This window comes from Ancylomarina sp. YFZ004, from assembly GCF_054254355.1.
The window spans coordinates 175,821-188,557 of the sequence record NZ_JBTCHQ010000007.1; the positions used below are offsets into that span (position 1 = coordinate 175,821).

7 protein-coding genes are annotated in these 12,737 nt (G+C 35.8%); 1 reads left to right on the forward strand and 6 read right to left on the reverse strand.

All coding sequences use genetic code 11. From position 1 onward, the window contains the following. Positions 1-36: 36 nt before the first annotated feature. The 5 genes from ACXR6G_RS12845 to ACXR6G_RS12865 all read right to left on the reverse strand — a co-directional run bounded on the left by ACXR6G_RS12845 (position 37) and on the right by ACXR6G_RS12865 (position 8,147). Complete coding sequence (locus tag ACXR6G_RS12845; protein WP_458361835.1) at positions 37-1,110, reverse strand: hypothetical protein; 1,074 nt, start codon at positions 1,108-1,110, stop codon at positions 37-39. Positions 1,111-1,200: 90 nt separating this feature from the next. Next, positions 1,201-2,535 (reverse strand): glucoamylase family protein, encoded by a 1,335-nt coding sequence (locus ACXR6G_RS12850; protein WP_458361836.1) that lies wholly within the window; start codon positions 2,533-2,535, stop codon positions 1,201-1,203. 67 nt (positions 2,536-2,602) lie between these two features. Next, complete coding sequence (locus ACXR6G_RS12855) at positions 2,603-4,075, reverse strand: RagB/SusD family nutrient uptake outer membrane protein (RefSeq protein ID WP_458361837.1); 1,473 nt, start codon at positions 4,073-4,075, stop codon at positions 2,603-2,605. Positions 4,076-4,135: 60 nt separating this feature from the next. Continuing rightward, a complete protein-coding gene (locus ACXR6G_RS12860; RefSeq protein WP_458361838.1) occupies positions 4,136-7,105 on the reverse strand; it encodes a SusC/RagA family TonB-linked outer membrane protein in 2,970 nt (989 codons plus the stop codon). Between the two features lie 181 nt (positions 7,106-7,286). Beyond that, a complete protein-coding gene (locus ACXR6G_RS12865; RefSeq protein ID WP_458361839.1) occupies positions 7,287-8,147 on the reverse strand; it encodes a hypothetical protein in 861 nt (286 codons plus the stop codon). 442 nt (positions 8,148-8,589) lie between these two features. Between ACXR6G_RS12865 and ACXR6G_RS12870 the strand changes: the two genes are divergently transcribed. Beyond that, complete coding sequence (locus ACXR6G_RS12870) at positions 8,590-11,469, forward strand: triple tyrosine motif-containing protein (protein ID WP_458361840.1); 2,880 nt, start codon at positions 8,590-8,592, stop codon at positions 11,467-11,469. An 879-nt stretch (positions 11,470-12,348) separates the two neighbouring features. Here ACXR6G_RS12870 and ACXR6G_RS12875 read toward each other — a convergent pair. Further along, positions 12,349-12,483, reverse strand: coding sequence for a hypothetical protein (locus ACXR6G_RS12875; protein ID WP_458361841.1), 135 nt, complete (start codon positions 12,481-12,483; stop codon positions 12,349-12,351). Positions 12,484-12,737 lie beyond the last annotated feature (254 nt).

Sequence of the window (12,737 nt, forward strand, 5' to 3'; positions counted from 1 at the left end):
ACGATTGATTGCCCGTTTTATTCAAGTTTTAATGTTTTATTCCCAACGGATATTGTCTAAATAATATCTGTCTGTAGATCCACCATCATCTTTTCCTGCATTGAAAAAGAGAACCAGCTTTGTGTGATTTTCATTAGCTTGAGAGCTAAAATCAATTGTGTATTCAGTCCACTCGCCAGTTGTTGTAATATCACTCCAAATTTCGTTAGCATCAGAAGTTCCCCCTTCAAGCTTAGTTAGGAATTGTACTTTTTTATCTGAGTGAATCAGGAACTTGAGTTTGTCTTTCGTTGAAAGATCAATGGCTTGTTCGTAATCAATTAAAAGGTGATCCCATGCATTTTTCCCATCATCTGTAAATTCACCAATTTTTTCGCTAGGGTTAATATCTGTTTTAAAGGCATTGTCAGCAGTTTCAATATTTCCTGTGAATGCAAAGTTTTGTTGGCATTCAAAATCAGAAATGATACTCATATTTTTTTCGGTTCCTTCGCAAGGATCTGTAACGATAGGAAATGTATTTTCAATAAATTCAATATCATCGATATAATAGATTTCTTCAGTTTGACCATCTTCAACACCAGCATTGAAAAACAGGATTAGTTTGGTATTGCCCATATCAACAGCCTCTCTGAAATTAAAAGCATATTCAACCCATTCATTGGTTTTTTCCATTTGCACTTGTTGCTCCACGGCTTGAGTGCCTCCTTCAAGTTTTGCAATAAGCAGACCTGTATGTTCTGAATGAATCTTAAGTTTGAGTTGACTACAGTTTGTTAAGTCGTAAGCAGAAGAAAAGTCAATGACCATATTATCCCAAGCTTGAGTAGCATTATCAATATATTTACCTGATTTTTCACTCTTGTTAGCTTCTGTTTTATTTGGATTATCTACAATCGCAGCTTGTGTATCGAGGCTTGCATCTGCACCAATAAAGAAGTTTTGCTGGCATTCAAAGTCTGAAATAATATTCATGTTTTTTACAATATCAGTACAGGGATCAATGGGCTCAATAATGATTTCTTCCTCTCTGTCAGAAGAACTGCAAGAAATCGCAAATGCTGAAAATGCCATTAGAATTAGGCTCAAGCCTTTTGTTTTTAGTCTCATAGGTTTTATTTTTTAATTTGGATTTAGGCAATATGATTCTAATACAAGGGCATAATGCCCTTGTAAATTCTTATTATGAGTAAAAAATAATTACTTGGTTCTTGTCATTACGGCTTTATCAAGAGCGGTTTGTATTTCAGGGTTTTTCATGAAGGTATTCCAGATTAATCCAGTTCTGTAGTTTTCAATCATAACGACTATAGGGCCCTGATCAATGGCCAGGTAAGATTTTGCTACCCAGTTTCTGCTAATATTGAAAGCATCTTTAAAACCATATTTACCAAACAGGTTTATCTCATCCAGATCTTCGTAGAAGAATCGCATTGCTTTGAGAGAAAACTCTGGTGTGTAAACAATAGAAGATAAGGCGGCAGTTGGTGTGATGGTTCCATTATCATTATTAGGCGCATGAGCCATATAACCGTACTGCGGATCATCACTAGCCGTTAAGCCCCAACAATTATCACCATAGTAGGCATATTTACTTTGATTGGATTTACACCATTCGCGATTTAGATCGGTTTGTTTTTTATGACGATCAAAATAAGATGCGTAACCAGCCAAAGCCATGTGTTTATCGGTGACGTGTGGACTAAATCCTAAATAGGAATAGTGGGTGAAGAATAAAGGTCCTCCATAATCACCTCTACTTGTTGGATTTAATTCTTTCACATAATTATTGCCAATCCAACCTTTTTCGTAAACAGTTTTGTCGATAGGATGAGTGGGAGAGGCCATTGCAAGGATGTAGGCAATTTGTGTTTCATTGAAAGAGCGCAATGGCATATTCATTTCAAACTGATAGTTAGGTGACCAGTGCCAAAGCAGGTATTCTCCGGATTGAGCATACCAGTCCCATTCTACTTCTTCCCACAAACGAGTAATTGTTGCGCGTAATTTGTTTTCGTCAGCATTGTCTGCATTAAAAAACTCTCTGGCAGTCAATAAACCTTGAATAAGAAAAGATGTTTCAACAAGATCTCCACCATTATCTTTTTGAGAGAATGCGAATGTCTCTCCAGTTGAACCACTAAGCCAGTGTGACCAAACACCATGATAACGTGTGGTCTTATTTTCAAGGAAATCGGTCATTTTTACCAAGCGCTCTGCAGCTTGTTGACGGGGAATAAAATTTCTTTCGACCCCCACAATAATGGACATGATTCCAAAGCCAGTTCCACCTGTTGTTACCGTATCTAGTTTTTCATTACTTCTTTCGCGACTAAGACCAGAAACGGGGTGAGCAAAATCCCAGAAATAGGCAATATTTGCCTCCTGAACTTTGTCCATTAATTGATCATCTGTAAGTTTCACCTCAGGTGTTTTATCTTCCTCTGGTATAAACTCGTCTGGTGAAGAGCTCGAACACCCAAACAAAAGAGGGATGATAGATAAAAGGTAGTATTTAAAAAAGACTTGTAGCATTATCATTTTCTATTTATGTTGGGAGACTACGAGCTTAATTATTCCCGTAGTCTCCAATTTTTTAAAATTAATAACCCGAGTTCTGGATTAATTTGCCTTCGCTTAATTCAATTTGACGTTGTGGAATTGGAAAAATCTCATGCTTTCCATCAACAAAATTTTTGCCATGTGCTCTCAAAACCTGACCAGCTCGGCCCTGGCGTACTAAATCGAAGAAACGATCATGCTCCATAGCCAATTCTACTCTTCTCTCGTGCCAGATTTTTTCTTTTAAGTTATCAGCACTTGCATTGTCTAAACCAACTCTTGATCTGACTTCATTTAGAGAGCTTAATGCGACTCCGCTCTGACCAAGTTCATTGGCTGCTTCAGCATGAATTAAAAGCACTTCGGCATAACGGAAAATACGAATGTTTTTATTTGATTGCCATGCGTCTCCGTTGTAGGTTTCTTTTGTTTTGCTGAAGTAGGCTTTTTCATTGTAACGTGGATTAGGTGTTTCACTATTAATCACGACACCATCCCACAAGGTTTCTCCAGGGTAAATAATAGTTGCATCCTTACGAGGATCACCTGTTTCATAGCTGTTCTCAAGGTCTTCTGATGGAGAGTTAAATCCCCAGCCTAATTGACCTCTTACGCCTTGTACTTCAGAATAACCACCAATACCTTTAGCTGGTTTTACTCCTCTTGCTTGAACTTCAAAAATTGACTCCTGATTATTTTCGCCTGCTTCTCTCCAAATCATAGCGTAATCACTTGTCAAAGAGTATTCATTTGAAAGGATCACCTCATTACTTAAACGTAGAGCTTCAGTCCAGTTTTTCTGATACATATAAACTTTAGCCAAAAATGTCTTAGCTGCTCCTTTAGTTGCACGTCCTAAGTCAGCCGAATTCATTTGACTTTTTTCTTCTAAATTCTCGGCTCCAAATTTAAGGTCAGCGATAATTAATTCGTAGATGGCTTCTTTAGATGCTCTGGTTCTGGCATTAGTAAGGTCTGATTCACTCAGTGGATCAGGAATTTTGTCGATTTTTGGAACACCACCAAAACATCTAACTAAATTCCAATAGAAATAGGCACGTAAAAATTTCACTTCGCCCTCAATTCGTTTTTTAGACTCGTTCTCATCACTCATCTTTTTAATCACATCAAGAGCTTTGTTAGCTGACATGATTCCACTGTAGTTGGCCGCCCAAATCCCATTAAAGGAAATGCTGCTGGCGTTAAAAGTGAAGTTATCCAACTCATGTTTATCTGTTCCCGTATCCCCAGGATCACTCCCCTTATCTGCATCGTCAGAGGTGATGCTGGATACACCAATCCATGGAAATACATGTTCATCCCAACTTTGAAGGTTGCTATATACGGAAGTGGCCAATTCTGATGCGGCATTATCCGATGATGAGAAGTAATCTTCAGGTGTTTGGTTGACTTGAGAGTCAATTTCAAGGAAATCGTCCTGGCAGGATGTCTGCATGAAACAACAGGAAATAAGTAAGCCTGAGGTTAATATATTTAAGATACGTTTATTCATTTTTTCTAAGTTTTTTTACTAGTGTTAAAAGCCATGCTTAAAATGGTACGTTTTCAATATCTAGAATGTAATGTTTACACCCAAAAGATAGGTTGCTGCAGTAGGGTAGGCATTTAATTCAATACCTGAATTAAGAGTTCCACCTGGTAATTCAGGTGTATAACCACTATAATCTTGCCAAATAACAGGGTTTACAGCCGTCATATAGCATCTTACTTTTTCCAATCCAACGGTATTTAACCATGTTTTAGGAAGTGAATAACCTAAAGTAATATTGCTGATTTTAATATAATTACCCGATTCAACATAGTATGAAGATGCTACTGGAACATTGTTTGATGCTCTTGGGATGGTATTTGAAGGATTATCTACAGTCCATCTGCCAGCTAAAGAAGCTTCAATGTTTTCGTTACCCCAACGTTGTGCTTTTTTACCATTGTAAATTTTATTGCCAGCGTTGCCGTAGAAATCAATTTGGAAATCGAGGTTTTTATAATTCACTGCGGCGTTTAATCCGTAATAGAATTTAGGCTGATAAGAACCCATATATTCACGGTCTTCGTCATTAAGTTGGCCATCACCATTGGTATCTTTTAATCGGAAATCACCAGGTTTTGCGTCAGCTTGAATTTTTCCACCATCTTCATTGGTATAAGCGTCAATATCGGCCTGTGACTGGAAAATTCCATCAGTTTGAAATACCCAGAAACTACCCAGTTCTTCACCTTCTTCTGTTCGTGTTGTTACCTGTCCGTTACCTAAATCACCTGATGTGATAGGAAGTCCGCCAGCAATATTTTCTAGACTATTCTTATTATGTGTTAGGTTGACCCCGATAGTGAAATTCAAATCACTATTGATTTTTTCTCTCCAGTTTAAAGCTAATTCAAAGCCTTGGTTACGAATGTCAGCTTTGTTTGTAAGGATGGCACCTTTTCCAAATATATCGTCAATAGGTGCATCGATTAAAGCATCAGTAGTCAGTTTGTTGTAATAGTCGATTTCACCTGTTATTTTGTTGTTCAAGAAAGAAAATTCTAATCCTAAATCATATTCGGTTGTCACTTCCCACTTTAATCCAAGATCTTTTATGCTATCAATATTTCTTCCATTAGTAAAGGCTTGTGTGTCACCAAATACATAATCAGAATTATACATGTTCACAATAAATGCACCCGATGGAATATTATCATTTCCCAATTTACCCCAGCTTGTTCTTAATTTTAAATTATCAAGCCATTGAATATCTTGCATGAATGATTCTTCAGATATTCTCCAGCCTAAACCCACTGAAGGAAATGTGCCCCAACGTTCATCAGGAGATATTTTAGAAGATCCATCTCTACGAAGTGTAGCCGTTAGTAAATACTTATTATCGAAAGCATAATTTAAACGTCCCAGATATGAATTTCTACTGAAGATGTCGCCACCATTGCCATTTGTAGCAGTTTTTACATCTCCTGCATCCAGGTACCAGTATTGTGATTGTTCTGGAATATTTTGTCTGGAACCTCCTAGCCATGTGGTTTCTGTTTTTTCAGCAGTTGTTCCAGCCATCAATTTAAAATCGTGCTTTTCGGCAAGTTTAAACGAGTAGCTTAGAATATTATCCCAGATCCAAGTAGCATATTCTCCTCTGCCAGTCGATAAACTTGAATTTTCACTTTTTTGGTTAGATGATACTTCATAGACTGGAGTGTAAGATCTATCCTTTGAGTAGGACGCATCAACACTAATTGTTGATTTAAAACTTAAGCCTTTTAAAGGTGTTAATTCTGCAAATACAGATCCCTGAATACGGGTTCCCCAAGCTTTACTGTTGGTGTAATCAAGGCTAGCCACAGGGTTTCCTACATTATTTCTAATGCTAGAACCATATTTACCATCTTCATCTCGAACCGGAACAGTAGGCGATTGACGATAAGCGTCGGTAAAAGCAGAGTAAGGTGCATTGTTTGATTTGTATCTTGAGATACTTAAATTATTTCCAACTTTTACCTTATCACTTAGTTTGTAGGTATTGTTCATTCTTATCGATAACCTGCTGTAGTCATTACTCTTAAGAATTCCCTGATCTTCCATATAACCTAAAGAGAAATAGTAGCTGTTTTTATCACTTCCTCCGTTAATTGAAAGATTGTGTTCTTGAGTGTAACTCTGTCTTGTGATGGCATCCATCCAATCGGTGTTGTATTTGATTTTCGATAGATCGTATGGTGCTTCTTCATTGTCATAGGCAGCAGCTTCATTTGAATAATCAGCAAATAACTTACTATTAGCCATCTTTACATCGTTGATTATGGAATGTACTCCAACTTTTGAACTCAGATTCACTTCCATTTTTCCTTTGGTACCTGATTTCGTTGTGATGATGATGACACCATTAGCACCTCGAACACCATAGATTGATGCTGAAGAAGCATCCTTAAGGATATCCACAGATACGATATCTGCTTGATTAATATTACGTACATCTCCTGTGATGATACCGTCAACGACATAAAGAGGATCGGCTCCACCCTTCATTGTACCTGCACCCCTGATACGTATTGTTGGTGCCGAACCTGGTGCACTTGAATTTACAATTTGAACACCAGCAAGTTTTCCCTGTATAGCTTGCATAGGTGATAATGAGCTCGTGTTTTTTAGTTGATCACCTTTAATTCCAACGATAGAACCTGTTATATCACTTTTTGTTTGTACACCATAACCTACCACGACAATTTCATCTAAGCCAGTTGCAGAAGATAGAAGGGTGATATCGATCTGATTTTGATTGTTTACTCCAACTTCTTGCGTAGTCATCCCAACAAAACTGAAAATTAGTATCGATTCAGAATTTGTATTTATGGAGTAGTTCCCGTTAATATCCGTTGTTGTACCATGAGTTGTACCTTTTACAGCGACACTGACACCTGGTATGCCTTCGACATCTTCCTGGGAGCTTACTTTTCCTGTTACGGTAAAGTCTTGTGCCCATAGAACATTACAGAGCAATGTTGCTAATAGAATCAAAAAAAATCTTTTCATGAGTTTGTGTTTTTTATTCCTCCCGATTGTTAACGGTAGGAAGTGGCCATTCAGACTGTTATCCTTTCAGATTTCATTTAGCTAATGGCTAGTTTCATTAGATTAGGTAACTGTTATTTAATGATCGGATATTTTAATTGCAAAGTATCCTTTTTTCTTTAGTGGTCTTCTGATTTAGCTTTTAATTGATGTAAAAATCAAAAATTATTGGGTCACCTATAGGTTCATCAACAACTGTTATATTTAAACCTGCTTTAGCACTGCTTTTAATTGTTAATTTGTATTTATGGTTAGCAGTAAATTCCTCAGTCCAGAATTCCTGTATTTTTTCAGTGTTAACATTATTTGTATCAGTGAATTTTACGGTGATTTTATAGTTCACTTTGCCATAATCCGTAGCTGTTGTTGCATCAACGAAAGTTAAAGGGGCAATAAAATGCCCTGTGCGGGTTTCTTCTGAAGTGTATACTAAGTATCTGTTGGCATCGTTACCTGCTTCTACTTTTGCTTCTACTTTATCGTATCCAGCAGGCATATTCGTTTTTATACTTGTAAAATCAAGGTCTATTAAAATGGTATTTTGAATAAGCGTAAAATCTAAGCTTGTTGTTTCCCCTTCAGTTATCGCGAAAGGACTATAAGCACCTATATAATAATAGGTATCCCAATTGGCTCCACCCCATCTTATTCCTCCGTTACCATCATCTACTCCTAAATAGTCTGAACTAACCTCTACGGCATAGTCATTCGCTGCAGGTAATGAAATCACGTTATCTGTAATGTCTCCTAATTTGTATGATCTGTTGTAATCTGCACTTGTTCTTCTCAGTCTAACTTCAAAATCATCGGTATTTAAACCAGAGTTTGTTATACTCTTGGTTTGTTCTTGTACTGTTATATCAACTGCAATGCCGGGATTAATCTTTAGAGTCCCATTTTCGAATTCGTTATTGTCTTTATTTTTGGAACATGATGTTGTGATTAAGCATGTCGCAATGAAAAGAGTTTTGATTAGGGAAACGTAAGTCTGGGTTTTTTTCATGAGTGTAGGGTATTAGGTTTAGATATTAGTTAAAACGTTTGCTTCTAATTTTAAAGCAATTTTTCTGATACAAATATTGCGGAGCAAACGTTTTAAAAAAAATAATGGACTGCTACTTAGACTGAACAAGATTTAATTTCCGGTGTTGTGGTGCTTAATTGCTTGATGTTTAGGAGTTAGTGTGTTTTATTAGTGGGTGTGATACTTCTGTTTATTTTGCGATGTTGTGGTGTTGTTGTGGTGGTTTTTTGTGTTTGCAAACCTTTTCGACTTATATTTGACGACTATTTAGGTCAGTTTTTAGTTTTTATTTTGAAGGAGAAGTCTTGAATTGCTGAAGCTTTCTGTTTCATGATTTAATTTCTTGACAAGTCCCGAATGTGATCGGACAGGTTTTGTTGAATAAATTAAAAATAATTTCTCCTTATATATACATTGGTTTATGACTATCCGTTTATTTATTCTGAATTTGATTTTTTGTTTGTCTTATTTGCAAGGCACATGTTCAGATCGTGGTATTGAACAAGATCATCTCTTAGTCCCTTTTGTGAAAAATTTCCAAAAATTAGATTACCATGGGGCAAATCAGAATTGGGATGTGACCCAGGCAAAAAGCGGTATCATGTATTTTGCAAATTCTGATGGCTTAGTTGAATATGATGGAGCATCCTGGAAGATTTTCCCACTGCCAAGTAAGCAAATTGTTCGTTCGGTGGCTGTTGATTCGCTCGGGAGAGTTTATGTGGGAGCTCACGAAGAGTTTGGTTATTGGGAACGGAATTCGAAAGGACAGTTTAAGTACTTTTCCCTGGTTGATTTAGTATCGGAGGAATCAATTAGAAATCAAGATATTTGGAAAATTTGTGTTTTAAACAATAGGGTTTATTTTCAATCTTTTGCTGGCATTTTTTCTTATGATGGTAAGCGTATGCAGATGATTGATACGCCAGCCAATATATTTACCCTTTTTAAGATTAAGAACCGTTTACTGGTGAGTATTCAACAGATGGGTTTGTATGAAATTAAGGCTGATACTTTAGTTTTACTAGAGGGGTCTGATCAATTAGCACCACAAAATATTAATGTGCTTATGCCTTATTCTGCTGATGAATTGTTGGTCGGGACTGAATTAGGAGGTTTGTACCTCTATAGTAGAGGCAAGTTGAGAGCTTGGAAGAATGATGCGGACTTTCTATTTAAAAAATCTCAACTTAATAAGGCAACTTCTGTAGAAATAGGATCTGAATCCTATTTTATTTTCGGAACCATTACTCAGGGACTTGTGATATTGGATCGAAAGGGGAAAATATACTGTCATTTAACGAAGAAAAGTGGTTTGCAAAATAATACCATTCTCGGTTTAAGGGTAGATAAACACAAGAATCTTTGGTTGAGTTTGGATAATGGCATTGATTTTATCAACTTGAATTCAACTTTTCGTTACTACCGAGATCGAAGTGGAGAGCTGGGGACTGTCTATAGTGCAGCCGTTTTTCAAGATAAGTTGTATCTGGGAACGAATCATGGCTTGTTTTGTGCTGATTGGGATATGACACATTTTAGATTGCGAGGGGAATTCTCTCTTGTAGAAAATACCCAAGGTCAGGTATGGGATTTAAAGCTTATTGATGATGTTTTATTTTGTGGTCATAATAGTGGCACTTTTACTATTTCAAATCAAGGAATTAAAAAGATATCGGATGTTTCAGGAGGCTGGGTTCTTAAGCAGGTTCCCAATCAGCCCGATATCTTAATTCAAGGAACTTATATTGGATTGGTGATTTACAAAAAAGAACATGGAAATTGGTTCATGTCGCGTATGATTTTGGGCTACCATGAGCCTACTGAGTTTCTGGAATTCGACTTCAAAGGGAATTTATGGGCAAGTCATGCATACAGAGGTTTATATAAACTACAGTTGAATACGGACTTGACATCTGTCTTGAATATAGATGAATTCGGCAGTGAAGAGGGCTTAACTGAAGATCTTAATATTAATGTTTTTAAGGTGGATGAACAGGTTGTGTTTTCGACTGGTAAAGCTCTTTTTTCCTATGATTATAATACAGAACAACTCGCTCCGTATCAGAAACTGAATAATGAACTTAAGAGTTTTAAAAAATCTCACAAAATATTATCTATTGACAGGCATAACTATTGGTTCTTTAATAAAGGTAAATGTGCCAAAGTAGAAATGGAACATGGCAAGGTAAAAAGGATAGATGCGCTTTCGTTCCAACTTTTACGAGGAAATACCCTTGATGGCTATGAGAATATTGTAGACTTAGGTAAGGATCAGTTTCTTATCTGTCTGGATGATGGATTTTCAATTTTCACAGATCAGAAAAACGAAACGTCTGCATCTTTGGATGGACATCGCGTTATACTTCAAAAAATCAGCTGTAATTCGCAAACTTCCAGGGAGCAAATCGATTTGGATTTGGAAAACCCTTTGAAAATTAATAATTCAAATAATAATTTAAATTTTGAATTTGCTTTGCCTGTATATCGTTATGGTGCAATGAAATATCAGTGGAAACTTGATGGCTATGATGCATTTTGGTCAGAGCCTGTGGGGCGAAATAAAGTGCGTTATTCAAAATTATCTCATGGTGATTATACCTTTAAAGTACGTGCTACCGATAATTATGGGAACTTATCATCTATTACTGAATATCAATTTACAATCCTCCCTCCATGGTATCTTTCAGGACCATTTAAAATAGCTTATTTAGTCCTTTTGTTTGTCTTTATTGGTTTGTTCCGAGTGATCTATTACAGTAAGCTGGATAAACAGAAAAAAAAATATTACCTGAAATTGCAGGCGGAGAATGAAGAACAGATCATAAAGCTGAAGAATGATCACCTCCGTATCGAAATTGAGAGTAAATCAAAAGAGATTGCAAATTACACCATGATGGTGACTAAGAAGAATGAATTACTCAATCAATTAAAGGAACAATTAGAAAAATTAGAAAAATACACCGTTGCTTCTGCTGCAAAAAAACGTTTGATTGATATCAATAAGTTAATTCAAACCGGTATAAAAAGTCAGGATCACTGGTCAGTTTTCAATGAAAATTTTGATAAAGCGAACGAAACCTTTCTATTAAATTTAAAAAAAGGTTTCCCTGATTTAACACCGAATGATCTTCGTTTTTGTGCCTTTTTAAGAATGAATATGACTTCAAAGGAGATTGCTTCACTTCTAAATATTTCACCTCGTAGTGTCGAGGTAAAACGCTACCGCCTTCGTAAGAAATTGAATATGGAGCATGAGGAAAATCTGGTCGTTTTTCTAATGGGTATGAATGCGGAATAGTATGATCCTCGAAATTTAGTCAATTCTATCAACCACTATAATATAAAGGAATGCTCAGTTTGGGCATTCCTTTTTTTGAATAATAATCTGGATTCTTAAAATTTGGTGCTAAGATGTTCTCTTCTTGGGCTGTTGCAAAAGTCCGTCATAGATTACACCCTCCTAAAACTTCTGCCTCCAAGTGCTGTATATGAGTGTGTTTTGGAAAATGCAATTGAGTTTCAGTGGTTTGGTCTCGGGTATTGCTAAAGCCTACGTAGAGGAATTAGTGGATTGATAGGTTTAAGTTCATCGCTTGATAGAGGTGTCTTCTATTTTTCAATACCTCAAAATGGTTGATTATCGATAAATATGGATCGTATGTTAGATTGAGTAACTCTATAATTTTAAATATATAAAAGGTCGACTGTGAAAATGGTTGATCTTTTTTTATATAAAGATTTATGAGGAGCCTATTGTGGTGTAACGAAATGATGCTTAGTTTGATGCTTAACTTAGTTGTTTTATGTTTTTCGAAAATTTTAAAGAATTTTTCTTGATATTCTAATGTTAATATTATGTGTTTTTTTGTTGGTTTTGTTTTGATGTTTTGTGAAATGCTTTGATTAGGAGTGTTTTTTACGTAAAACACTTTTTATAAGTCAGTTAGTTATTTGTTTTAGGTTTCCTGTTGTGATTGTTATGAAAGCTTGATCTTGTTTATTTTTAGTTCTTCATAATTATTTAGTTCTGATAGGTGGAGTTTTAGTCACTAAAAAAGATGCATTTATCTATGGGAATATGTTTTTAATCAAGTGTTTGTGTATATTTATGTCACAATAAACATAGTTGTATGTGTTAATATGTGTGATTATTACATATACTGTATTTGAATTTAGTCTAAATAAAAAACACCCAGGGATCTATGATGAATGTTTTGTTTTTTTTAGTCGCAGCTCCATTGTTGAACCACTTTTCATCATTCTTCATATGGTCTAAGCTCTTCGGAGACATAGGTGAAAATAACCCTTTCATGATTTCAAGTTTTGTTGATCGAATATGTGTTAGTTTTTGTGCTTATGAATTTGATAGTTTAATTTATCGAATTCAGTAGCAAGCAATAATTCCAATATAACCTTACCTCTAATTGATGTGATTTCTTAGAAAGTTTTTTGGTAAGGCTACCAACTTTATAATAGTAATGACATTTAAATTTTCAATTTAATAATATGGCAACAATTTTACTTTCCAAATTTAATGTTAGAGATTTATTTAAATCTCGATTAAGG

Bases quoted from the DNA above. Each gene is read 5' to 3' on its own strand.
- ACXR6G_RS12845 (WP_458361835.1), bottom strand. From the start codon at position 1,110: ATGAGACTAAAAACAAAAGGCTTGAGCCTAATTCTAATGGCATTTTCA.
- ACXR6G_RS12850 (WP_458361836.1), bottom strand. From the start codon at position 2,535: ATGCTACAAGTCTTTTTTAAATACTACCTTTTATCTATCATCCCTCTT.
- ACXR6G_RS12855 (WP_458361837.1), bottom strand. From the start codon at position 4,075: ATGAATAAACGTATCTTAAATATATTAACCTCAGGCTTACTTATTTCC.
- ACXR6G_RS12860 (WP_458361838.1), bottom strand. From the start codon at position 7,105: ATGAAAAGATTTTTTTTGATTCTATTAGCAACATTGCTCTGTAATGTT.
- ACXR6G_RS12865 (WP_458361839.1), bottom strand. From the start codon at position 8,147: ATGAAAAAAACCCAGACTTACGTTTCCCTAATCAAAACTCTTTTCATT.
- ACXR6G_RS12870 (WP_458361840.1), top strand. From the start codon at position 8,590: ATGACTATCCGTTTATTTATTCTGAATTTGATTTTTTGTTTGTCTTAT.
- ACXR6G_RS12875 (WP_458361841.1), bottom strand. From the start codon at position 12,483: ATGAAAGGGTTATTTTCACCTATGTCTCCGAAGAGCTTAGACCATATG.